The following is a 23,611-nucleotide window of genomic DNA, read 5'->3' as shown; positions in this document are numbered from 1 at the left end:
GGTGGTGTTCCGATCTGTCAACGAAACAAACGGAATCCGTATCAGTCACCGGGCACCTCTTCACGCCGGGCCGTGCGGGCCTCGTGCAGCGCCCAGTACACAGCCTCGGGCGTGGCGGGGCTGTTCAGCAGGGTGCTGCGGCCGGGCGGGCCGAAGGCGGCGCAGGCCTCGCGCAGCGCCTCGCGGGCCGAGATCGCCAGCATCAGCGGCGGCTCGCCCACGGCCTTGCTGCCGTACACCACGCCGCTCTCCGTGGCGCGTTCCAGCAGGCCCACATTGAACTGCTCGGGCAGCTCGCTGAAGCTGGGCAGTTTGTACGTGCTGGCCGACTGGGTCTGGAGGCGACCCCGGTTCGGGCCGTCCGACTCGTCCCAGCGGAGTTCCTCCAGCGTCAGCCAGCCCAGGCCCTGCACGTACCCGCCCTCGACCTGCCCCAGGTCAATCAGCGGCGAGAGGCTGTCCCCGACGTCGTGCAGCAGGTCGGCGCGGCGAACACGGTACGCGCCGGTGAAGCCGTCCACCTCGACCTCGGTGACGCTGGCGCCGTAACTGAAGTACTTGAACGGCTCGCCCTGCATCGCCACGCGGTCCCAGTGCAGGCCCGGCGTGCGGTAGAAGCCCGCCGCCCACAGCTGCGTGCGCAGGTGGTACGCATCGTGCACCAGGGTCTTCCAGTCCAGACTGCGGTCCGGATGCCCGATGGGGAACACGCGCCCGGCCTCGAAGCGCACGTCGTCCGGGTGCACGCCGAGCGTTCCGGCGGCCACGGCGGCGAGGTTCGCGCGGATCTGATCGCAGGCGTCCTTGACCGCCCCGCCGTTCAGGTCCGCGCCGCTGCTGGCGGCGGTGGCGCTGGTGTTCGGCACCTTGTCCGTCCGGGTCGGCGCGAGGCGCACAGACGAAAGCGGCACGCCCAGCGCGGTCGCGGCCACCTGCATCATTTTCGTGTGCAGGCCCTGGCCCATCTCGGTGCCGCCGTGGTTGATCAACACCGAGCCGTCCTTGTACACGTGCACGAGGGCGCCCGCCTGGTTGTACGCCGTGAAGTTGAACGAGATCCCGAACTTGACCGGCGTGACGCTCAGGCCGCGCTTGCGGTGCGGGTGCGCGGCGTTGAAGGCCTCGACCTGGGCGCGGCGGGCCTGGAAGTCGCTGCGCGCCAGCAGCTGCGCCCACAGGTCGTGCATGCGCTCGGCATGCCGCACCGGCTGGCCGTAGGGGGTCGCCTCGCCCGGCTGGTAGAAGTTCCGCGCCCGCAGCTCGTGGGCGTCCAGGCCCAGCAGCGGCGCGACCCGGCCCAGGATGTCCTCGGTGACCAGCATGCCCTGCGGCCCGCCGAAGCCCCGGAAGGCCGTCTGCGAGGTCTTGTTCGTCCGGGCGATCCGGCCGCGCGCGTGCACGTGCGGAATGAAGTATGCGTTGTCCAGGTGGCACAGGGCGCGCGCCATGACCGGCTCGGACAGGTCGAGGCTCCAGCCGCCGTCGCTGGTGAGGGTGACCTCCAGCGCCGTGAAGCGCCCGTCGGCGTCGAACCCGGCCTTCCACGCCGCGTGGAACGGGTGGCGTTTACCGGTCTGAGTCATGTCCAGCGTGCGGTTCAGGCGTAGCCTCACGGGTCGCCCGGTCAGGGTGGCACCCAGCGCCGCGACCGCCGCGTACCCGTGCGGCTGCATCTCCTTGCCGCCGAAGCCGCCGCCCATGCGCAGGCACTGCACGGTCACGAAACTGGACGGCAGGCCCAGCACGTGCGCGGTGATCTCCTGCGTCTCGGTCGGGTGCTGCGTGCTCGACTGGATGAACACCTGCCCGGCCTCGTCCACGTGTGCGAGCGCGGCGTTCGTTTCGAGGTAGAAGTGCTCCTGCCCGCCGATGTCGAACTCGCCCGTGAACACGTGCGCGGCCTGCTCGAAGCCGACTGTCACGTCGCCGCGACTCAGGGTGGACTGCGCGCCCTGGAAGGCATCCTGCGCGATGGCCTCGCGGACCGTGATGACCGACGGCAGCGGCTCGTAACTGACCTGCACGGCGGCGGCCCCCAGCCGGGCGGCGTCCTCGGAGTCGGCCAGCACCCACGCGACCGGGTGGCCGTGGTACATGGCGACCGTGGGGAACAGCGGCTCGTCGCCCTTGACGCCCGCGTCGTTCACGCCGGGCACGTCGGCGGCGGTCAGGACGCGCACGACGCCCGGCACGGCGTGCGCGCCCTGCGTATCCAGGCCCGTCACGCGGGCGTGCGCGTGCGGCGACCCGACTGGCCACGCGTGCAACAGGTTCTGGAGTCTCACGCCCAGGTCGTCGGTGTACAGCGCGTGCCCGGTCACGTGCAGCGCGGCGCTCTCGTGCGGGATGGCCTCGCCCACGGGCGCGGCGTCCGGGCGTTCGTGCAGGCTCATGCGCCCACCTCCTGTTCCGTGGACTGCGATTCGAACCAGAGTTTCAACAGGCTCTGCTCCAGCATCGCGGCGCGGTAGGCGGCGCTGGCACGGTGGTCGCTCAGGGGCGTGCCGGTCTGCCCCAGCAGGCGAGCGGCCGCCCGGACGGTCGCCTCCGTCCACGGCTGCCCTTCCAGCGCCGCCTCGGCCTCATGGGCGCGCAGGGGCGTGGCGGCCACGCCGCCCAGGCCGATGCGGGCGCGCGTGACCACGCCGCCGCGCACGTCCAGCGCGTACCCGACCGCCACGCTGGAGATGTCGTCGAAGCGGCGCTTGGCGATCTTGTGGAAGGCCGTCAGGGGCGAGAGCGGCAGAGGAATCCGCACGGCCGCGATCAGTTCGCCGGGCTGCCGCACCGTCTGCCGGTACCCGGTGAAGTAATCGGCCAGCGGCACCTCGCGCGCGCCGTCCGGGCCGATCAGCTGCACCGAGGCGTCCAGCGCCAGCAGCGCGGGCGGGCTGTCCCCGATAGGCGACGCGGTGCCCAGGTTCCCGCCCAGCGTGGCGGAGTTGCGGATCAGGCGGCTGGCGAACTGCGGGAACCACTGCGAGAGGAGCGGCACGCGGCCGTCCAGGCGGCGTTCCAGGTCGCTGAGGCTGTAGCCTGCGCCCAGCAGCAGCGAGTCCGCGCGCTCCTCGAACACCCGCAGTTCCGGCAGGTGATCCACCGCGACGGTCACGGCGGCCCGCGCGTGGCGCAGGTTCACCTCCACGCCCCAGTCCGTGCCGCCGGAGAGCACCTTCGCGTCCGGGTGCGCGGCGAGCAATGTCAGCGCGTCTGCCAGGGTCGCGGGCCGGTGGAACGCGCCGTCCGGGGCAATCAGGGCCGTGGGGCGCGGGGCCGGGGCGGGCTGGGTGCGGCGCGCGGCCAGGGGGTCGGCGGCCTCCGGCGTGCCCAGCGCGTACGCGGCGTCCGCGATGGGGCGGTAGCCGGTGCAGCGGCACAGGTTCCCGCTCAGGGCGTGCAGGTCGAAGCCGTTCGCCGCGCCGTGCTGGCCGTCCACGCGGTCCGGGCGCAGGTACTCGGCGGCCATGCTGACCACGAAGCCCGGCGTGCAGTACCCGCACTGCGACCCGCCCCGCACCGCCAGTTCCCGCTGCGCCGGGTGCAGCGCAGCGGGCGAGCCCAGGCCCTCGCCCGTCACGACGTCCGCACCGTCCACGGCTCCCAGCGTCACCAGGCAGGCGTTCACGCTGTCCCAGCGCGTCCCGCCCTGTCCGTCATCCCGGGCGATCAGGACCGCGCACGCGCCGCACTCGCCCTCGGCGCAGCCTTCCTTGCAGCCGGTCAGGCCCTGGGCGCGCAGGGTGTTCAGGAGATTCGTGTGCGCTCCGGCGGGCACCTCGCGCGGCTGGCCGTTCACGGTCAGGTTCAGTGTCTGCATGTCGCTCCTTGACCACCCTTCGTGCGGTGGCAGACACCCGGCAGACAGCGCCCACCAGCCTGAAAGCCTTCAGGGGCGGACGCATGGTTCACGCCGGACGCGGTGTCTGGGGCGGGCCGCTGGTTATCCATGCAGAACAACGGCCTGATTGAGTACCCACCCAGCATAAGGCAGCGCGGGCGCCGGCGCACGCCGCTCGTCTGAGCAGGAAGGCCGGGCCGGAGCGACCGGTGAACCCGGTACAGAACAGCGCGAATTGCGGCACAATGGCGGCGTTCCGACCCACAGCGCCCGGTCAGCGCTGAACACTTTAAACAGGCCGCCGGGGGGCGCGGCGCACTCACCGGGCGCAGGCAGGCCCGCGTGAACCCAAGGAGAACCCATGACTCAGGACAACGCAGACATCATCGTGGTGGGAGCCGGACTGGCCGGACTGGTCGCCGCGGCCGAGGCCGCCGACGCCGGCAAGCGCGTGCTGCTGCTGGACCAGGAGGGCGAGCAGAACCTGGGCGGGCAGGCCTTCTGGTCGTTCAGGGGCCTGTTCCTGGTGGACAGCCCCGAGCAGCGCCGCCTGGGCATCCGCGACAGCCGCGAACTGGCCCTGAGCGACTGGATGAACACCGCCGGTTTCGACCGGCCCGAGGATCACTGGCCCCGGCAGTGGGCGCAGGCGTACGTGGACTTCGCGGCGGGCGAGAAACGCTCGTGGCTGGCCGCGCAGGGCCTGAAACTGTTCCCGGTGGTCGGCTGGGCCGAGCGGGGCGGGCAGGGCGCGCTGGGGCCGGGAAACAGCGTGCCGCGCTTCCACATCACCTGGGGGACCGGGCCGGGCGTGGTCGAGCCGTTCGAGCGGCGTGTGCGCGCCCACCTGCTGTCCGGGCGCATCCGCGCGCACTTCCGGCACCGGGTACGGGAACTGGTGTTCGACGGTCCGGCCGTGACGGGCGTGCGCGGCGACGTGCTGGAAACCTCGCAGGTGGCGCGCGGCGAGGCGAGTTCCCGCGTGGTCGTCGGGGACTTCGACCTGCGGGCCGGGGCAGTCATCGTGACCTCCGGCGGGATCGGCGGGAACCACGAACTGGTGCGCCGCAACTGGCCGCGCGAGCGGCTGGGTGAACCCCCGGCGTTCATGGTGGCGGGCGTGCCCGCGCACGTGGACGGGCAGTTGCAGCAGACGGTGCACGCGCAGGGCGCGAACCTGATCAACCCGGACCGCATGTGGCATTACACCGAGGGCCTGCGCAACTGGAACCCCATCTGGAAGGGGCACGGCATCCGGGTGCTGCCGGGGCCGAGCAGCCTGTGGCTCTCCCCCACCGGCGAGCGGCTGCCGTACCCGCACGCGCCGGGTTTCGACACGCTCGGCACCCTGACGCACATCACCACGCAGGGCTGGCCGTACACGTGGTTCGTGCTGAACCGCGCGGTCATCAAGAAGGAATTCACGCTCAGCGGCAGCGAACAGAACCTCGACCTGACCGGGCGGGACATCCGCGCCACGCTGGGCCGCGTGGGCAGCCGCGTCTCGCCCAGCGTGCAGGCCTTCATGGATCAGGGCGAGGACTTCGTGGTCCGCGACACCCTGGACGACCTGCTGCGCGGCATGGCCGACCTGACCGGCGACGGCCTGCTGGACCCCGAACAGGTCCGCCGTGAGATTCACGCCCGCGACGCGGCCCTGGCCAACCCCTTCGGGAAGGACCCGCAGATCACCGCGCTGCGCGGCGCACGCGCCTACCTGGGCGACAAACTGGTGCGCGTGGCGAAACCGGGGCCACTGCTGGACCCGCAGAGCGGCCCGCTGATCGCCGTGAAACTGAACATCCTGACCCGCAAGACCCTCGGCGGCCTGGAAACCGACCTGAGCGCGCGCGTCCTGGGTCAGGGCGGCCAGCCCATTCCCGGCCTGTACGCGGCGGGCGAGGTCGCGGGCTTCGGCGGGGGCGGCGTGCACGGCTACCGCGCGCTGGAAGGCACCTTCCTGGGCGGCTGCATCTTCAGCGGCCGGATCGCGGGCCGCGCCGCCGCCGGGACTGTGTAATACGGACTCCGGTTGAATGGTTTGCATAAACCGTTCAACCCGAGCGGACTCGTAGAGCTGCTCCGCAGAGCGAGTAGGAGCAAAGCGGGTTCCGGGCGTGGAGTTGGCAACTTGGCGCCTTCCCAAGTTGTCAACGAAACAGACGGAGTCCGTATAACGCCACTCCCGTCAGCTGGGAAGCACAAAAAGGGAGGCGCGGCCGCAGTGGCCGCGCCTCCCTTTTAAACGGTCAGGCCGTTTCTTAGAGGTTGCCCTTGAGGGTGCTGGCGACCTTGAAGGCCACTTTCTTGCCGGCAGGAATCTGGATCTTCTCGCTGGTGCCGGGCTTGACGCCGGTGCGGGCGGCGGTGGCCTTGACGCTCAGGGTGCCCAGGCCGGGCAGGCCGACGCTCTGGCCGCCCTTGATGGCGCCCACGATGACGTCCAGCATGGCGCTGACGGCTTCCTCGCTCTGCTTCTTGGTCAGGCCGGTCTTGTCGGCGACCATTTCAACGAGCTGGGTCTTGGCGACCTTGGTGCTCTCGGCGGCGACCTTCTTGGGCGCGGCTTTGGGGGCAGCTTTGGCAGCGGGCTTCTTGGCGGGGGCTTTCGTGGTCTTTTTCGTCATGGTGAGCAGCATGACATACCGCCGCGCGCTTGGGAAGGGGGGGGAGGGGGCGGGAATGCCCGCCAGCACGCCCTTCCCGCCGACACAAAACGGAAAAGTGCGTGCCACACGCAGATTTGCCGAATCCGGCAATTCGTGCGTGTGGCACGTCAGAACCGCTTGATGAAGGCCCACCCCGGCTGCGTGGGGCGTCTGTGAGGAAACCAGCGGGTCAGGACCGGGCCGGCGGCAGATACGGTGGCGGGCGCGGTGGCGGGCAGGGCGGCGGGCGCGGCGACCGGGATTCTGGGGCGTTCGCAGCTGCGCAGGCCTGCCCGGATCGGGGGCTGTGCAGACCTGCCGAACTGCGGTTCAGACCATTCCGGCGGGAGCGGCGGCGGGCAGGAATCCGCCTGACGGCGCGAATTCCAGTGGGCCGGGCGGTCAGTTGGGCCGTCAGGTGGGGGGCGGGTGACCCGGCGCGCAGACGCCGTGGCCGGAGCCGGAAAACTGCGCTACACTCGGTTCATCCACAACCTGTTTTTGGCGGTCCAGGGGCACTTGCTGGGCCTCAGCGGACCGCCACAGATTCCACGGAGGTACCTATGACGACTGCTCCTGCTCCTACCCGCTTCTGGCCCGCCGGGAAACCGCGTTCCCTGACCCTGCCCGCCACCGGCCTGATGCACAGCCTGCACGTGACCGCCGAACGCTACCCCGACAAGGTCGCCCTGTGGCATTACGGGCACGAGGTGACGTACCGCGAACTGCGTGAGCAGGCCGAGCACCTGGCCGGGCACCTCGCCGCGCAGGGTGTCGGGCAGGGTGACCGCGTGGCTGTGTGGATGCAGAACAGCCCCGCGTGGGTGATCAGCGCCTTTGCCGCGTGGCACCTGGGCGCGGTGGTGGTGCCGCTGGCCCCCATGCTGCAGGCCCGCGAGTTCGGGTTCTTCCTGCAGGACGCCGGGATTCGCGTGGGCGTGGTCGGCGCTGAACTGTACGAGCGGGCCAAGCAGGGCGGGCTGGCGCACGCGGTCGTGGCGAACGTCATGCGCGGCACGGATCCCGCGTGCGGCGTGCCGATTCCCGACGGTCTGGACGTGGAAGCCGAGTTGCAGGGCGACGACGTGACCCTGGAAACCGCGCTGAACGCCGAGCCCGTCCCGATGGCGAACGTGACGGCCGCGGACCTGTGCATCATGCCGTACACGTCCGGCACGACCGGGCTTCCCAAGGGCTGCATGCACACGCACAGCAGCGTGCAGGCCAACGTGTTCGGCGCGGGCGTGTGGGTGGACAGCAGCGTCGAGGACGTGTTCCTGGCGGCCCTGCCGTTCTTCCACGTGACGGGGTTCATCAACTCGCTGATGGGCGGCGTGACCAGCGGCGCGCGGGTCGTGATCATGTCCCGCTGGGACCGGGACGCGGCCCGCACCCTGATCCGCGAGCAGGGCGTGACCCTCTGGACGAACACGCCCACAATGGTCATCGACCTGATGGCCTCCCCGAACTTCAACGCGGCGGACCTGGGGTCGCTGCGCAGCGTCACGGGCGGCGGGGCCAGCCTGCCAGCGTCGGTCGGGCAGCGCCTGCTGGACCTGACGGGCATCATGTTCCTCGAAGGGTACGGCCTGTCCGAGACCATGGCGCAGTCTCACAGCAACCCCAAGGGCCGGCAGAAGCTCCAGTGCCTGGGCATTCCGCTGTTCAACGTGGATTCCCGCATCGTGGATATCGAGAGCGGGCAGGAACTCCCGGCCGGTCAGACGGGTGAGATCGTGATCCGGGGGCCGCAGGTCATGCAGGGCTACTGGAACCGCCCCGACGCGACCGCCGAGGCGTTCATGGACATCGGCGGGCAGCAGTTCTTCCGCACGGGCGACCTGGGGTACATGGACGACGAGGGGTACTTCTTCTTCGCGGACCGCCTCAAGCGCATGGTGAACGTGTCGGGCATGAAGGTCTGGCCGGCCGAGGTCGAGAACCTGCTGCACGCCCACCCCGCCATTCAGGAAGCCTGCGTGATCAGCGTGCCCGACGAACGCAGCGGCGAACGCGCCCGCGCGCTGGTCGTGCTGCGCCCCGGCATGAACGCCACGCCCGCCGAACTGGAAGCCTGGGCGCGCGAGCAGATGGCCACCTACAAAGTCCCGCGCGACTGGCAGTTCGTGGACAGCCTGCCGCGCAGCCCCACCGGCAAGGTCGCGTGGCGGCCCCTGCAGGAAGCGGCGCGGGCCGCCATGCAGGGCAGCTGAGCCCCGGCGGAACGCTGGCCAGGAGGCGGGCGGTGAAGGTCCAGGGCGGGTGCCTGGGCCTGACCGCCCGCCCCTCCATGAATGGATGAATATCCCCGCCTGAACGGCGCTACCCGGACTGGCCCCACGGACGGCCCCGCGTGTGGTCTGCTGGGGCGTGGCTCACTTCGATCTTCCGCCCGAACAGCTTCAGACCTACCGCGCCGCCGCGCCCGCCCCGGCGGATTTCGATGCGTTCTGGGCGCAGACGCTGGCCGAGGCCCGCCGCTTCGACCTGAACGCCACGTTCACGCCGGTTCAGACGCCGTTCGTGACGGTGGACGTGTTCGACGTGACCTTCGCCGGTTGGGCCGGGCAGCCCGTGAAAGGCTGGCTGACGCTGCCGCGCGCCCGCACGGGCCGCCTGCCGTGCGTGACCGAGTTCGTCGGGTACGGCGGCGGGCGCGGGTTGCCGGGCGATCACCTGGGGTACGCCAGCATGGGGTACGCGCACCTGCTGATGGACACGCGCGGGCAGGGCAGCGGGTGGCGGCAGGGTGACACGCCGGACGACGCGCCGGGCGCGGGCCCGCAGGTGCCGGGCTTCATGACTCGCGGCATTCAGAGCCGCGAGACGTACTACTACCGCCGGGTGTTCACGGACGCCGTGCGGGCCGTCGAGGCTGCCCGCGCGCACCCGGAGGTCGACGGCGCGCGCGTGGCGGTCGCCGGGGGCAGTCAGGGCGGCGGGATGGCGCTGGCAGCGGCGGGCCTGTGTGACGTGCAGTTGTGCCTGCCGGACGTGCCGTTCCTGTGCCACTTCGGGCGCGCGGCGCGGCTGGTCGACAGCTTCCCGTACGCGGAGATCACGGCGTACCTGAAAACACACCGGGGCCGCGCGGAGGACGTGTTCGGCGTGCTGGCGTACTTCGACGGCGTGCATTTCGCGGCGCGGGCGCAGGCGGCAGCCCTGTTCTCGGTAGGCCTGATGGACGAGGTCTGCCCACCCAGCACGGTGTACGCGGCCTTCAACGCCTACGCCGGGCCCAGGGAGATGCGGGTGTACGAGTTCAACCGGCATGAGGGCGGCGAGAACGTGCAGGCGCTGGAACGCGCGGCGTTCCTGGCCCGCCACTGGCAACCCTGACCGGAGCGGCACGCGGTCCTGAACGGTGTTGCCCAACCACTCATGCGGGCGGCGCAGGCGGGCATACTGGGGCAGACATACCGGGGGGCAGTCATGGCACAGCGCAGCGCAGTACACGCGGGAACGGAGCGGGCAGGAACAGCAGACGGGGTCGGCACGGTGCAGGCGCACGTGAGCGGGGCGGGCGGGGCGTGATCACGCCCGAATGCCTGCGTGACCTGCCGCTGTTCGCGGAGCTGGATGACACGCTGCTGCACGCGGCGGCGCTGGACGCGGCCGACGTGCACCTGAACGAGGGCGAGTACCTGATCCGCGAGGGGGACTCGGTCTCGTTCTTCGTGCTGCTGGAGGGGGAACTGGCCGTCACGAAGGAGGTGAGCGGCGTGCCGCAGGCGGTGGATACCTACCGGCCCGGCGATTCTTTCGGGGAGTTGCCGCTGCTGCTGGGCACGTCCGCCACGGTGGACCTGATGGCCCTGACGCCCGCGCGGGTGATGCGCGTGGAGGGCCCGGATTTCATGGCGTTGCTGGGGCGCTCGGAGGTGATGGCGGCGACCGTGATGGCGAACATGACGCGCCGGGTGGGGAACCTGCAGCGCGTGGCGCTGGAGACGCCGGCTCCCGTCACGTTCCTGATCGGTTCGCCGGACGACCTGCACTGCTTTGAGCTGCGGGATTTCCTGTCGCGCAATCAGGTGGTGTTCCGCTGGCTGGACCCGGGCGCGCCTGCGCTGGCCTGCGATATTCCGGCCGGGATCGAGGCTGGGCCGCTCCCGGCGGTCATCCTGCCGGGCGGCGAGGTGCTGCGCCAGCCGGACGTGCGCGAGGTGGCGCGCCGCGTGGGCCTGCAGGTGGACCCGGCGCTGGAGCGGTACGACGTGGTGATCCTGGGCGGCGGTCCGGCCGGACTGGCGGCGGCGGTGTACGGGGCGTCGGAGGGCCTGTGTACGCTGCTGGTCGAGAAGCAGGCGCCGGGCGGGCAGGCCGGGACCAGCAGCCGCATCGAGAATTACCTGGGCTTCCCGACGGGCCTGTCGGGCGGTGAGCTGAGCGCGCGGGCGCTGCGGCAGGCGCGGCGGTTCGGGGCGGAGGTCGTCACGACCCGGGAGGCGACCGCGCTGGAACCCGGCCCGGACAGTCACACGGTCGTGCTGGACGGCGGCACGCGCGTTCACACGCGCAGCGTGGTGCTGGCGCTGGGCGTGGAGTGGCGCACGCTGCCCCTGCCGGACGCGCAGCGGTTCGTGGGGCGCGGCGTGTGGTACGGCGCGGCCCGCACCGAGGCGCCGGGCACGCGCAGCAAGGACGTGTACCTGATCGGCGGTGGGAACTCGGCCGGGCAGGCGGCGCTGTTCTTCTCGAACTACGCGCAGCGGGTCTCTATCCTGATCCGCGCGGACCGCGTGGAGAAGGGCATGTCGCAGTACCTGATCGATCAGTTGCGCGCCAAACCGAACGTGCGCATCTGCGAGTGCTGCGAGGTCACGGCCCTGCACGGCGACTCGCACCTGCGGGGCCTGACCGTGCACCACAGCGACACCGGCCAGGACGAGGCGGTCGAGACGGACTCGCTGTTCGTCCTGATCGGCGCGGACGCCCGCACCGATTGGCTGGAGGGCGTGGTCCTGCGGGACGAGCGCGGCTACGTCTGCTCGGGCCTGGACCTCGCGCCGCAGGGGGCGTGGCCGCTGGACCGCGATCCGTTCCCGCTGGAGACCAGCGTGCCGGGTGTGTTCGTCGCCGGGGACGTGCGGCGCGGCTCGGTGAAACGCGTGGCCAGCAGCGTCGGCGAGGGCAGCATGAGCATCGCGCTCGTCCATCAGTTTCTCGCATTGCGTGAGCCGGCCGGTCAGACGCCGGCCGCGTCACCGCCCACCACTCCCGGCAGTTCAGACCGGCCGAACCCGTCAGACTGACCTCCGGCCGCACCTTCTCTCGTCCACGGTCACGTCACGGCTGATCCCGCTCCCACATCTCAACCCTTCTCAGCACTGCTCTTCTCAGCGTTCCCCCGTGAGGTTAACCATGATCTACGATCCGAATCCGCAGCGGTACGAGTCCCTTCCCTACCGGCGCGCGGGCCGCAGCGGCCTGCTGCTTCCGGCCGTGTCACTGGGCCTGTGGCATAACTTCGGCGGCGTGGACCGCTTCGAGAACGCCCGAGCAATGGTCCGCACGGCCTTCGACGCCGGAATCACGCATTTCGACCTGGCGAACAATTACGGCCCGCCGCCCGGCAGCGCCGAGGAGACCTTCGGGCAGCTGCTGCGCGGCGACCTCGCGCCGTTCCGGGACGAACTGATCGTGTCCAGCAAGGCCGGGTACACCATGTGGCCCGGCCCGTACGGCGACTGGGGCAGCCGCAAGTACCTGCTGGCGTCGTGCGACGCGAGCCTGAAGCGGCTGGGCCTGGAGTACGTGGACGTGTTCTACCACCACCGGCCGGACCCGAACACGCCGCTGACGGAGACCATGGGGGCGCTCGATCAGATCGTGCGCAGCGGGCGGGCGCTGTACGTGGGCGTCAGCAACTACCCGGCGGCGCTGCTGCGCGAGGCCGCCGCCATCCTGCGGGACCTGGGCACGCCGTTCGTGCTGAACCAGCCGAGTTACTCGATGTTCAACCGCTGGCTGGAACCCGACGGTCTGCCCGGCGCGCTGGAGGACGAGGGTGTGGGCGCGATTGTGTTCAGTCCGCTGGCGCAGGGGCTGCTGAGCAACCGCTACCTGAACGGTATTCCCGACGATTCCCGCGCCGCGAGCGCCACCGGCTTCCTGAAAGAAGGCGCCGTGACACCGGAGCGGGTCGCGCAGGTCCGCGCGCTGAACGACGTGGCCGCCGCGCGCGGGCAGACGCTGGTGCAACTGGCGCTGGCGTGGGTGCTGCGCTGGCCGCAGGTGACGAGCGCCCTGATCGGCGCGAGCCGCCCCGAGCAGATTACCGACGCCGCCGGAGCCCTGAACGCCCCGCCCCTGACCGACGCGGAACTGGACGCCATCGAGGCGATCCTGAGCGGGGCGCCCGCATGACCGACGGTCAGGATCGGCCCTCTGCCGACAGGTCCGTCCCCCTCCCGCTTCCAACACCTGCCTTCACTCCTGAAAGGACCCTGACATGACCCACCCGACCAGTGCTGACCTGCCCGCCTTCGTGCCGCTCACGCCCCGCTTTCAGGCGCGCGTGTGGGGCGGGGACCGCCTCGCTCCGCCCGCCCCGGACGGCACGCCCATCGGGGAGGCCTGGATTGCCGACGGGCAGAGCGTCGTGAGCGGCGGCCCCCTGGCCGGGCAGACGGTCGCTGACCTGATGGGCGCGCACCCGGCCGCGCTGCTGGGCGCAGGGCAGGACGCCAAGGACGGCTTCCCGCTGCTGATCAAGCTGCTCGACTGCCGCGACTGGCTGAGCGTACAGGTTCACCCGAACGACGCGCAGGCCCGCGAGATGGTCGGCCCCGGCGAGCGCGGCAAGACCGAGGCGTGGCACTTCCTGCACGTCGAGCCCGGCGCGGAGCTGCTGGCGGGCGTGCAGCCCGGCACGACCCCGCAGGCCCTGGCGGACGCCATCCGGGGGGGCGGCATCCTGGACCTCAGCCAGCGCCACCGGCCGCACGAGGGCGACACACTGTTCATTCCGGCGGGCACCCTGCACGCCCTGGGGCCGGGCCTGCTGCTGTACGAGGTGCAGCAGGCGAGCGACACCACGTACCGCGTGTTCGACTGGGACCGCCCCGCCAGCGCCGGACGCGCCCTGCACCTCGAGGAAAGCGTGGCCGTGACCGACCCGGCCCGGCAGGGAGAACTGCGGACGGCCGCGCAGACCGGCGGACTGGGTGAACTGGTCCGCTGCGAGCAGTTCACGCTGCGCGGCGTGAGCGCAGGCCACGAGCAGGACACCCGGGGCCAGTTCGCGCTGGTGACGGTCGTGAACGGTACGCTGACCCTGCGCGCCGGCAGCGAGACCCTGACCCTGGACACGTACCAGACCGCGCTGATTCCCGCTGCGACCGGCCCGTACCGCCTTGACGGGCACGGGCGGGCGCTCGTCGCGCAGCCGGGCGTGGGGCCAGTGGAGAGCAGGGGCAACGGCTCCTCACGGGGCTGAACAAACATCCAGCCTGAGCGGAGGCCCCCGGCGTGATCTGCCAGGGGCCTCCGCATCGTTTCCGGGGGGGGGTTGCGGCAAGGAGTGACCGGGGCGGAGGTCCACCCCCATCCACTTCCCACTCCCTACTTCCTGCGCCCCGTCCGTCAGTCGGCGGCGCTCTCCCCTACCTGCTCGGCGGCGTGCACGGTGATGGGTGTGCCGTTCACGGCGGCGTTGCCGGTCAGGGCGTCGATACGCCCTGGGTCGGTCAGGTCGTTCAGGCTGGCTCCGGCGTGCTGGGCGGCGGTGCTCAGGCGGGTGCCGCCCCGGGCGTGCCCGAACCCGTGGGGGAGGCAGGCGACGCCGGGCATGACGGTGTCCGTGATTTCCAGCGGCGCGGTGATCTGGCCCACGCGGGAGCGGATCAGGATGGTCTGGCCGTGTTCGAGGCCCTGGGCGTCGGCGGGGTTGAGTTGCACGGTGCAGCGGTCGGGGCCGCGCATCAGGCGGGGCGTGTTGTGCATCCAGGAGTTGTTGCTGCGCAGTTGCCGGCGGCCGATCAGGACCAGGGGTTCCGGGGTCTGGTCGAGCGTGGCCTGCAGGCGGGGCAGGTCGGCCAGCATGGGGGCGGGCGCGAGGTGCAGCTCTCCGGTGGCGGTCAGCAGGCGGCCGGGCAGGCAGGGTTGCAGCGGGCCGAGGTCCACGCCGTGCGGGTTGGCTTTCAGGTCGTCCAGGGTCAGGCCGCTGCGGCCGTGGGCCAGGCCGGCGCTGAGGCGCTGTTCGGGCGTGGCGAGGGCCTTGCCGGTCAGGCGCTGCACGAGTCCGGCGAAGATCTGGGAGTCGAAGCGCTGGTCGTCCCGGATCGGGAAGACGGGCTGGGAGTAGCGGGCGGTGTTGCGCACGGCGAAGTGGTGGAAGATCACGTCGTAGTGAGGGACTTCCAGGCCGAAGGCGGGCGGCAGGATCACGTGGGCGTGGCGGGTGGTCTCGTTCAGGTACGGGTCGATGCTGACCATGAAGTCCAGGCCCGAAAGGGCGCGGTCCAGGGCCTGGCCGTCCGGGACGGACAGGACGGGGTTCCCGGCGACCGTGATCAGCGCGCGGATCTGGCCGTCGCCGGGCGTGAGGATCTCTTCGGCCAGGGCGACGTTCGGGAGTTCACCGTCGAATTCCGGCAGGCCGCGCACGCGGGTGTGGTGGCGGCCGTGGTGGGTGGCGCCGGCTTTCGCGCCGGCGAGCAGGTCGAAGGCGGGAGAGGGGAACATCGCGCCGCCCTCGGTGTCGAGGTGGCCGGTGACGGCGTTCAGAGCGTTCACGAGCCACTGGCACAGCCCGCCGAATTCCTGGATGCTCAGCCCGATGCGGCCGTACGCGGCGGCGCGGGGCGCGGAGGCGAAGGCGCGGGCGAGTTCGCGGGTCACGCTGGCGCTGACGCCCGTGCGGGCCTCCACGGCTTCCGGCGTGAAGGGCGCGGCGGCGGCTTTCAGGGCGCCTAAGCCAGTCATGACGCCGCCCAGGTGCGCGGTGCGCTGCAGGCCGCTGGCGAAGACCTCGTTCAGCAGGGCCAGCAGGAACAGGGCGTCGGTGCCGGGGCGGATGTGGTGGAAGTCCGTGGCGTACTCGGCGCTCTCGGTGCGGCGCGGGTCGAGCAGCACGACGCGGCCGCCGCGCGCGCGGATGGCTTTCAGGCGGTCGCGGATGCCGGGCGCAGTCATGATGCTGCCGTTACTGGCGAGCGGGTTGGCGCCCATCATCAGGAAGAAGTCTGTGCGGTCCACGTCGGGGATGGGCAGCATGAGCGGATGCCCGAACATCTCGGCCCCGGCGAAGTGGTGGGGTAACTGGTCGATGCTGGTGGCGGTGTAGCGGCTGCGGCTGCCCAGGGCCTTCAGGAACGCCCCGGCGGACAGCAGGGTGCCGCTGTTATGCACGCTGGGGTTGCCCTGGAAGGTGGCGACGGCGTCGGCGCCGTGCTGCTCCCGCACGGCCCGGAGTTGCGCGGCGACGTAGTCGAGGGCCGCTTCCCATTCCATGGGTTCCCAGCTGTCACCGACGCGGCGCATGGGGGTTTTCAGGCGGTCCGGATCGGCGTGCAGGTCGGGCAGCGCCGTGCCTTTCGGGCAGATGTGGCCGCGACTCAGGGGGTCGTCGGGGTCGCCGCGCACGTCGGTGACGCGGCCGCCCTGCACGGTGATCTTCAGGCCGCAGATGGCCTCGCACAGGTTGCAGGCGCGGTAGTGCACGCCGTCGGGGGCGGGGGGGCTGGCGTACGGGTGGGTCGGATCGGGTGCGGTCATGAGGAAGCCTCCGTGGGGTTCGGTCGGGGGACCGGATGAGAGCAGGGGAGGTCCGGCAGTGGGCCGGGGCTGCCTGGGCGCTGAATTGTGGACTGGGTTCAGTATGCCACTCCGCGCTGGCCTGTCATCCGGGACGGGCTGCCCGGCACCAGTCTTCACGCACCCTTCACCTGAAAGGGCGTTCGGGACGCCTGCCACGCGCACTCAGGAACGAAATGCGCCCCACCACGCGGAATCCGGCGCGGTGCGTGGTGCTGACCACAGAAACCCTGCGCCCTGACACCGCCGCGCCGGTCTAGGCAGGGCAGCCGACACGTATCTGACAGATTGACAGTTCAGCTTGACCCACCCCCCCCCACCCCCGTAGGCTCAACCTCACGAGTCATACACGATTCGGCCCGCTTGCTCAGACCCTTCCCCCGCGGAACCTGAACTGCACAGCGGCCGTCCATCCCACTGTTCAGTCCGCGCGCACGGGCCTGAACCGGCACGGCCACCCCTTCCTCCACCCCGCGCCCTCACCAAGGAGTCACCCCACCCCATGGCCCTGAAACCAAGCTCCGTCGGTTCTGCCCTTCTGCTCGGCACCCTCCTGATCGGCTGCGGCACCAGCACCAGCACGCCCAGCGACACCACCGCCCCCACCGTGACCCTCACCGCCACGCCCAATCCCGTCACCGCTGACGGCAACGTCACCCTGAAAGCCGACGCCAGGGATGAGACCGGCGTGACCCGCGTCGAATTCTTCGAGGGCAGCACCAAGGTCAGCGAGGACACAGCCGCGCCCTTCGAGTTCGTGACCAGCGTCAACGCCCTGAACAACGGCAAACGCACCTACACTGCCACCGCCTACGACGCCGCCGGCAACAAGGCCAGCGGCAGCGCGGAGGTCACGGTCGCCATCACCGCCAACACCGCCCCCCTCAGGGGCACGGTCGTGGACCAGAACATCGGCGCGCCCGTCGCGGGCAGCACCATCACCGTCTCGCGCGCCGGCACGGTGCTGGGCACCGTCACGACCGGAGCGGACGGCACCTTCACCCTCAGCGGCCTGAGCGCCGGCAGCTACGACCTCAAGGCCCGCAAGAGCGGCATGGCCGGCTCGGACCTGTACGGCGTCGTGGTGGGCACCGACACGCCCGCCGTGAGCCTCGTGCAGCGCCCCGCCTTCGAGACGAGCGCCACCACCAACCCCGCCACGCTGGTCATCACCCGCGCCGACGGCAGCGCCCTGGCCGGCGCGACCTTCACCGACAAGGTGGACTTCCAGATCAAGACCGCGCCCACCAGTGACCACGTCGGCCCCATCCGCGTCATGTACGCGCAGCTGGGCCGCACGCCCGGCAGCGGCGGCGTGACCGGCTCGAACACCGCCAGCAACTGGAACTACTCGCCGCCACAGGACAAGACCGGCGTGATCGACACCGGCCCCGTCACCACCAGCGGCAACTTCACCGCCGGGTTCGGCAGCGCCGCCGGCGAGCGCGTCTACCTGGAAATCATGACGGTGGACTACAACTACAACTACTCTCGCTACGTCGTGCCGATCAACCTGATCAACACGGGCGCGGCCGCCGCCCCCACCGTGACCGCCCCGACCGGCGTGGCTGCCACTGCCTTCACGCTGAAGCAGGAAGGCTCGTGGACCACCCCCAACAGCGTGCCCACCCCGGACGCCGCCCCGAACGGCAGCGGCGTGTTCGTGGAAGTCCGCTGGTGCTACACCAACGTGGCCGCCAAGCCCTTCGCGTTCGACATCGAGCGCTCCAGCGACGGCACGACCTTCACGAAGATCGGCACGGTGGGCGGCGGCGCGGACGCGGCGGCCTGCAACGCCGACCAGTCCCTGCGGCCCTTCAACTTCAAGGACACCAGCGCTGACCTGAGCGCCGGGAAGACCTTCACGTACCGCGTCAAGGCGCGCGGCGCGAACACCGTGGCCGGCAGCGACAGCCAGACCACACCCCTGGCGCAGTTCACGCCCACCTTCATCGCCCCGGCCGACGAGACGACCGGCGTGAGCCTGACCCCCACCTTCGTGATCGGTCAGAACCAGACCGCCATCGGCGCGGACGGCGCGGCGTACAACATCAGCGTCACGGACCTGATGACGCAGAGCGGCTACACCCTGCCCGGCAGCGCCGGCAACGCCCTGATCCGCGTGGAGGAAGGCACCGGCACGGCCGGGAACGGCATTCCAGCCGGGCAGTCCCTGGTGTTCACCCGCACCGGCACCCGCTTCGGCCCGCCCACCGCCGCCAGCATCCTGACCGACACCAGCGGGCGGTACCTGGCCAGCAAACCCAACCTGTTCCCGGTCGACACGGCCGCGCATACCGTCAGCATGCCCTGGAACGTACTGGTCAGCACGCCCCTGCAGGCCCTGCGCCCGTACAAGTGGCAGATGAACTCCGGCGTGGCGTACAAGTACGCGCCCACCGAAGGCAACCGCATCTCGGCGTACTCGGTGTACACCTGGCAGTCCAGCCTGGTCGGCCCGATCAGCCAGACGCGCGCCGTGAACATCAACTGGGACTTCATCACCGGCGAGAAGTGACGCCCGCCCGCCGGGCCCGGCCTTACCTGACCCGGCGTTCCCGTCCCACCGCCTGACTCTCCACCTTTGACATTCCACAGCGAGGCCCCACGATGCCCATGAACCCGTCCACCCTTGCCCGTACCCTGGGCGTGCTGAGCGTCACCGCCCTGCTGGCCGCCTGCTCGCAGCAGACGCCCATCGCCAGCGCACCCTCCAGCGCCGCGCCCGTCGCCACCACGCCCGCCAGCGAGATCGCCCTGAACGCCGGGCAGTCCTACGTGAAGAACGAACTGGTCGTCGGGTACGACACCGAAGCGAACCTGCAGGCCGCCGCTGCCCGCCTGGGCGGAACGGTCGTGCGCACCATTCCCGAGATCCGCACCGCGCTGATCCGCGTGAGCGGCGACGCCCTGAAAGCCAGCGCCCTGGCCGCCAACCTGAACGGCCTGCGCTACGCCAGCGTGAACACCGTCGTGCAGCCCGAGAAGACGGAACCCGTCCAGCCGGCCAGCCTGACCCCGCAGGCCGCCAGCGCCGACCAGGTGTTCGACGAACTGCCGCAGTACGCGCTGGACCCCCGCCACCTGAACGCCAAGGCCGCCTGGGACAAGGGCCTGACCGGTAAGGGCGTCCTCGTGGCCGTCATCGACGATCCGGGTGACGTGACCCACCCGGACCTCGCGCCCAACTGGGCCGGCAAGGCCTTCGATCCACTCGAAGCGAAGGTGTACACCGACGGTGAGGCCTGGAAGGCGAAATTCCAGAAACCCGAGAACGACCACGGCACGTTCGTGGCGTCCAGCATCATCGCCGCGAAGAACGGCAAGGGCATCGTCGGCCTCGCCTACGAGGCGAAGTGGATGCCGGTCGTGATGTTCAACCCCGGCGGGTACTCCAGCTTCAACATCGCGCTGGGGGCCGTGTGGGCCACGAATAACGGCGCGCGCGTCATCAACAACTCCTGGGGCGGCGGCGTGAGCTTCGGGCCGGTCAAGGACGCCTTCGATTACGCCATGTCACGCGGCACCACCGTCGTGGCCAGCATGGGCAACTCCTACCATGACGAGTTCCAGTACCCGGCGGCGCTGCCCGGCATCATCGCGTCCGGCGCGATCGACGGCAGCAACCGCAAGGTCACGTTCAGCACCAGCGGCCGTCACATCTCCAGCAGCGCGCCCGGTCAGGACACCATGCTCGCCAACCCCACCTGGCAGGGCGGCGGGTACGCCCTGATCTCCGGCACCAGCTTCTCGTCGCCCTACACGGCCGCCGTGGCCGCGCTGGTCCTGCAGAAATGCCCGGCCGCCACGCCCTACCAGGTGCGCCGCGTGATGGAACTGAACGCCAACGGCGCCATCGGCAGCAACCCCACGGGCTTCGACCGTGACACCGGCTGGGGCAGCCTGGATGCCGGGAAGATCGCGCAGACCCTCACCGACTGCGCCGGGCTGCCCGAGAAGGGCGCGAACGTGCACGTGAACCTCGCGTACGTGAACGGCAGCGGCACCCAGAAAGGCATTCTGGGCGACGTGCTGCTGCGCGGCCAGGGCATGCGCGCCGGGGCGACCGACGACCCCACCCCGCTGTACGTCAGCCCCACCGACGAGAACGGCGACGTACGCTTCAGCGAGATCAAGCCCGGCACGTACGACGTGTACGTGGCTGGCCCCGACCTGAGCGCCACCGGCGGCGCCACCGAGGACCGCGGCACGTTCACGGGCACGCTGGTCGCCACCAGCGGCAGCACGTACTTCAAACCCGACGAGGCGCGCGTGCTGCTGCCCGCCACCTTCGTGGACACCAACCCCACCGACCCCTACGAACCCAACGACAGCGAAGCGCAGGCCAAACCCATCGCCTACGGCCAGACGACGCAGCAGGCGTACATCTATGGTCAGGACATGGACTACGACTACTTCACGTTCACGGGCGCGGCCGGCGACGCCATCAAGGCCGAGATGCTGGCTGCCGGACAGCTGGGCGGCAAACTGGACGCCTACCTGTACCTGCTCGACAGCACCGGCAAGGTCATCGCGGAGAACGACGACCGCGGCACCCCCCGCATCGACAGCGACAGCGAGATCGCCTTCACGCTGCCCGCCGCCGGCACCTACTACCTCGTGGCCACGAGCTACAGCATCACCGAGGGTGGCGTGGACAGCGACCCCTTCAACAAGTACCGCCTGAAACTCAGCAAGACCAACTGAGCTTCCAGTCGGCAATGTGCCCCCACCCGCGACGGTGGGGGTTCTGCTGTACCGGGGCGCAGCAGATGGCCGCCCACCCGTGCCGCGCGCCCCGTATGCTGGGCGCATGACAGACAATCCGGGGCCGCGTGGGCGGCTGTACTACGGCTGGGTGGTGGTGGCGGTCACGGTGGTCGCGCTGCTGATCTCGGCGGGCGCTCGGTCCGCGCCGGGCGTGTTCCTGCTGCCCATGCAGGGCGCTCTGGGCCTGGACCGGGGCACCCTGTCGGTCTCGGCGAGCCTGGGGCTGCTGGTGTTCGGGCTGGCCGCGCCGCTGTCGGGCCGGCTGATGGACCGCTTCGGGCCGCGCCGGGTGGCGACAGCGGGCCTGCTGCTGCTGGCCGTCAGTTTCGGGCTGAGTACGCTGGCCCGCTCGGCGCTGGCCCTGCAACTGAGCTGGGGCCTGCTGAGCGGGCTGGGGACCGGACTGGTCGGGAGTGTCCTGGGCGCGACGGTCGCCACGCGCTGGTTCGTGCGGCGGCGCGGGCTGGTGGTAGGCGTGTTCGGCGCGGCCACCAGTGCCGGGCAACTGCTGTTCATTCCGCTGCTGACTGCCTGGGCGGCCCGGATCGGGTGGGACGGCGCGGCGCTGGTCATTGCGGGCGCGGCGCTGCTGCTGGCGCTGCCGCTGTGGGCGCTGCTGCGCGACCGGCCCGAGGCGCTGGGCCTGCAACCGGACGGGGACACACACGCGTGGCCCACGCCGCCGCCCGCCCCGGACCCGCACGTGATGCGCCGCGCCCTGCGCAGCCGGGACTTCTGGCTGCTGAGCCTGACGTTCCTGGCGTGTGGGTTCACGAGTAACGGCATCATCGGCACGCACTTCATCGCGTACTGCGGCGATCTGGGCCTGACTGCCACCTTCGCGGCGGGCATGCTGGCCCTGATGGGCGCGTTCAATTTTGTGGGCACCCTGGCCAGCGGGTACCTGACGGACCGCGTGGACCCCCGCTTCCTGCTGGCCGTGTACTACGTGGTGCGTGGCCTGAGCCTCGCGCTGCTGCCGCTGGTGCCGCCGGGTCTGGCGTTCACGGCGTTCGCGGTGCTGTTCGGACTGGATTACATCGCCACGGTGCCGCCCACCACGGCCCTGACCGCCGACACGTTCGGGCGGGCGAACGTGGGCACAGTGTACGGCTGGATCTTCTGCGCGCATCAGGTGGGCGCGGCGCTGGCGTCCTGGCTGGGCGGCGAGGTACGGGACGTACTGGGCAGTTACGGTCCGGCGTTCCTAGCGTCGGCGGTGCTGGCCGTCTGCGCGGGCGGGCTGGCCCTGGGCATCAGCGCCCCGGCCCGGCGGCGGGACGCACGGCCTGCTGCCTGAACGCCAGAGCAGTTCTCCGAATTACGGCATCAGGAAAACAGAATCCTGATGCCTCCATTCTGCGTCCTGCTCGGCGAAATTCACTCGCTTCGCTCGGCCATAAAGGACAGATCTTTCTGGCAAATGCTATAGCCTGAACGCATGACGTTTCCCGAGTTCACAGCCGAGCAGGCGCAGGTGGTGGCGCGCGCTGTCCGCGCCATTCAGGAGCACGCCCCGGCCTGTGAGGCGGCGCAGGATGTCACGCCGGGGGCGGCGCTGGCTCTCTCGCACAGCGGGTTCACGCGCCTGACCGTGCCGCTGGAGGCTGGTGGGCTGGGCGCGGGGCTGGGTGTGTTCGCGCGCGCGCAGGCCGAGGTGGGCCGCGCGGACGCCAGCCTCGCCCTGATCCTGGCGATGCATGGGCACGTGACCGGCGCGGCGTTTCAGGGGCGCAGCCTGCCGCCGCACCTGCTGGACGCCGTGGCGGGCGCGGGTGTGCGCGGTGAGCTGCTGAACGCCCTGGCGAGCGAGCCGGAGCTTGGCAGTCCGTCGCGTGGGGGCCTGCCGCGCACGGTGGCGACCCCGGACGGCAGCGGCTTCGAGAGTGGCCTGTGGTTCGTGACGGGCCGCAAGACCTGGAGTACCGGCGCGCGGGCGCTGCGCTGGGCGCTGGTGTCGGCCGCCACACCGGATGGGCGGGTGGGCCGTTACTGGGTGGACCTGCGCAGCGAGGGCGTGCGCGTCGAGCCGACCTGGGAGGGCGCGCTGGCCCTGCGCGGCAGCGGCAGTCACGACGTGGTGTTCGACCGGGCACCGGCCGCACTGCAGGCCCCGCCCGCAGCGTCTCACCCGGCGAGCAGCGCGTGGTTCTGGACGGCGGTGGCCGCCACGTACCTGGGCGTGGGTGAGGCGGCGCTGGACGCCCTGCGCCGCTACGCGCACGAGCGGGTGCCGACCGCGCTGGGTGCCCCGATTGCCACGCTGCCGCGCGTGCAGGAGACGGTGGGGCGCATCGGCGCGCAGCTGCTGGCAGCGCGGACGCTGCTGGCGCACGCGACGGCCGCCTGGGACGCTCAGCCCGGCGCGGGGGCGGTTCCGCTGATCGGGGCGGCCAAGGCCGTCTGCACGAACGCCGCCGTGGACGCCACGGACCTCGCCATGCGCGCTGCCGGGGGCGGGGCCCTGACGGCCGCGCTGCCGCTGGGGAAGCTGCTGCGGGACGCCCGCGCGGGCCTGACGCACCCGCCGGGCGAGGACGCCGCGTTCACCGCGTACGGCGCGGCGCTGCTGGACGCCCCCGACCGGGCATAGGCT

14 protein-coding genes are annotated in these 23,611 nt (G+C 71.1%); 10 read left to right on the top strand and 4 right to left on the bottom strand.

Annotated elements, in window-relative coordinates; genetic code table 11:
* Positions 1-41 precede the first annotated feature (41 nt).
* A complete protein-coding gene (xdhB, locus tag M8445_RS16215; protein WP_273991020.1) occupies positions 42-2,393 on the bottom strand; it encodes a xanthine dehydrogenase molybdopterin binding subunit in 2,352 nt (783 codons plus the stop codon).
* On the bottom strand, positions 2,390-3,817 hold the full coding sequence (locus M8445_RS16210; protein ID WP_273991019.1) for a xanthine dehydrogenase small subunit: 1,428 nt from the start codon (positions 3,815-3,817) through the stop codon (positions 2,390-2,392). Before M8445_RS16210 ends, xdhB begins: the two co-directional genes overlap by 4 nt.
* Positions 3,818-4,199: 382 nt before the next feature.
* Between M8445_RS16210 and M8445_RS16205 the strand changes: the two genes are divergently transcribed.
* On the top strand, positions 4,200-5,858 hold the full coding sequence (locus M8445_RS16205) for an FAD-binding dehydrogenase (protein WP_273991018.1): 1,659 nt from the start codon (positions 4,200-4,202) through the stop codon (positions 5,856-5,858).
* A 241-nt stretch (positions 5,859-6,099) separates the two neighbouring features.
* On the opposite strand, the gene M8445_RS16200 is transcribed toward M8445_RS16205, so the two are convergent.
* Entirely contained in the window at positions 6,100-6,477 is a 378-nt protein-coding gene (locus M8445_RS16200) for an HU family DNA-binding protein (protein ID WP_273991017.1), read from the bottom strand.
* A gap of 572 nt (positions 6,478-7,049) precedes the next feature.
* Between M8445_RS16200 and M8445_RS16195 the strand changes: the two genes are divergently transcribed.
* The 5 genes from M8445_RS16195 to M8445_RS16175 all read left to right on the top strand — a co-directional run bounded on the left by M8445_RS16195 (position 7,050) and on the right by M8445_RS16175 (position 13,927).
* Positions 7,050-8,699, top strand: coding sequence for a long-chain-fatty-acid--CoA ligase (locus tag M8445_RS16195; RefSeq protein WP_273991016.1), 1,650 nt, complete (start codon positions 7,050-7,052; stop codon positions 8,697-8,699).
* Positions 8,700-8,856: 157 nt separating this feature from the next.
* Entirely contained in the window at positions 8,857-9,825 is a 969-nt protein-coding gene (locus M8445_RS16190; protein WP_273991015.1) for an acetylxylan esterase, read from the top strand.
* Between the two features lie 191 nt (positions 9,826-10,016).
* Complete coding sequence (locus tag M8445_RS16185) at positions 10,017-11,741, top strand: FAD-dependent oxidoreductase (RefSeq protein ID WP_273991014.1); 1,725 nt, start codon at positions 10,017-10,019, stop codon at positions 11,739-11,741.
* Between the two features lie 109 nt (positions 11,742-11,850).
* Positions 11,851-12,855, top strand: coding sequence for an aldo/keto reductase (locus M8445_RS16180; RefSeq protein ID WP_273991013.1), 1,005 nt, complete (start codon positions 11,851-11,853; stop codon positions 12,853-12,855).
* Positions 12,856-12,940: 85 nt separating this feature from the next.
* Positions 12,941-13,927 carry a type I phosphomannose isomerase catalytic subunit gene (locus tag M8445_RS16175; protein WP_273991012.1) on the top strand — a complete coding sequence of 329 codons (987 nt, stop codon included), beginning with the start codon at positions 12,941-12,943 and terminating at the stop codon, positions 13,925-13,927.
* Positions 13,928-14,073: 146 nt separating this feature from the next.
* On the opposite strand, the gene M8445_RS16170 is transcribed toward M8445_RS16175, so the two are convergent.
* Complete coding sequence (locus tag M8445_RS16170) at positions 14,074-16,206, bottom strand: molybdopterin-dependent oxidoreductase (protein ID WP_273991011.1); 2,133 nt, start codon at positions 16,204-16,206, stop codon at positions 14,074-14,076.
* Positions 16,207-16,747: 541 nt separating this feature from the next.
* On the opposite strand from M8445_RS16170, the gene M8445_RS16165 reads away from it, so the two are divergent.
* The 4 genes from M8445_RS16165 (at position 16,748) to M8445_RS16150 (ending at position 23,608) form a co-directional block, all read left to right on the top strand.
* Positions 16,748-18,763: an Ig-like domain-containing protein gene (locus tag M8445_RS16165; protein ID WP_273991010.1), complete on the top strand. Its 2,016-nt coding sequence runs from the start codon at positions 16,748-16,750 to the stop codon at positions 18,761-18,763.
* Positions 18,764-18,861: 98 nt separating this feature from the next.
* Complete coding sequence (locus M8445_RS16160; protein ID WP_273991009.1) at positions 18,862-20,952, top strand: S8 family serine peptidase; 2,091 nt, start codon at positions 18,862-18,864, stop codon at positions 20,950-20,952.
* Between the two features lie 106 nt (positions 20,953-21,058).
* On the top strand, positions 21,059-22,315 hold the full coding sequence (locus M8445_RS16155) for an MFS transporter (protein ID WP_273991008.1): 1,257 nt from the start codon (positions 21,059-21,061) through the stop codon (positions 22,313-22,315).
* A 141-nt stretch (positions 22,316-22,456) separates the two neighbouring features.
* Positions 22,457-23,608: an acyl-CoA dehydrogenase family protein gene (locus M8445_RS16150; RefSeq protein ID WP_273991007.1), complete on the top strand. Its 1,152-nt coding sequence runs from the start codon at positions 22,457-22,459 to the stop codon at positions 23,606-23,608.
* Positions 23,609-23,611 lie beyond the last annotated feature (3 nt).

This window comes from Deinococcus aquaticus, assembly GCF_028622095.1.
GTDB classification, from domain to species: domain Bacteria; phylum Deinococcota; class Deinococci; order Deinococcales; family Deinococcaceae; genus Deinococcus; species Deinococcus aquaticus.
This window is presented reverse-complemented; position numbering and strand designations above follow the sequence as displayed.

Bases quoted from the DNA above. Each gene is read 5' to 3' on its own strand.
- xdhB (WP_273991020.1), bottom strand. From the start codon at position 2,393: ATGAGCCTGCACGAACGCCCGGACGCCGCGCCCGTGGGCGAGGCCATC.
- M8445_RS16210 (WP_273991019.1), bottom strand. From the start codon at position 3,817: ATGCAGACACTGAACCTGACCGTGAACGGCCAGCCGCGCGAGGTGCCC.
- M8445_RS16205 (WP_273991018.1), top strand. From the start codon at position 4,200: ATGACTCAGGACAACGCAGACATCATCGTGGTGGGAGCCGGACTGGCC.
- M8445_RS16200 (WP_273991017.1), bottom strand. From the start codon at position 6,477: ATGCTGCTCACCATGACGAAAAAGACCACGAAAGCCCCCGCCAAGAAG.
- M8445_RS16195 (WP_273991016.1), top strand. From the start codon at position 7,050: ATGACGACTGCTCCTGCTCCTACCCGCTTCTGGCCCGCCGGGAAACCG.
- M8445_RS16180 (WP_273991013.1), top strand. From the start codon at position 11,851: ATGATCTACGATCCGAATCCGCAGCGGTACGAGTCCCTTCCCTACCGG.
- M8445_RS16175 (WP_273991012.1), top strand. From the start codon at position 12,941: ATGACCCACCCGACCAGTGCTGACCTGCCCGCCTTCGTGCCGCTCACG.
- M8445_RS16170 (WP_273991011.1), bottom strand. From the start codon at position 16,206: ATGACCGCACCCGATCCGACCCACCCGTACGCCAGCCCCCCCGCCCCC.
- M8445_RS16165 (WP_273991010.1), top strand. From the start codon at position 16,748: ATGGCCCTGAAACCAAGCTCCGTCGGTTCTGCCCTTCTGCTCGGCACC.
- M8445_RS16160 (WP_273991009.1), top strand. From the start codon at position 18,862: ATGAACCCGTCCACCCTTGCCCGTACCCTGGGCGTGCTGAGCGTCACC.
- M8445_RS16155 (WP_273991008.1), top strand. From the start codon at position 21,059: ATGACAGACAATCCGGGGCCGCGTGGGCGGCTGTACTACGGCTGGGTG.
- M8445_RS16150 (WP_273991007.1), top strand. From the start codon at position 22,457: ATGACGTTTCCCGAGTTCACAGCCGAGCAGGCGCAGGTGGTGGCGCGC.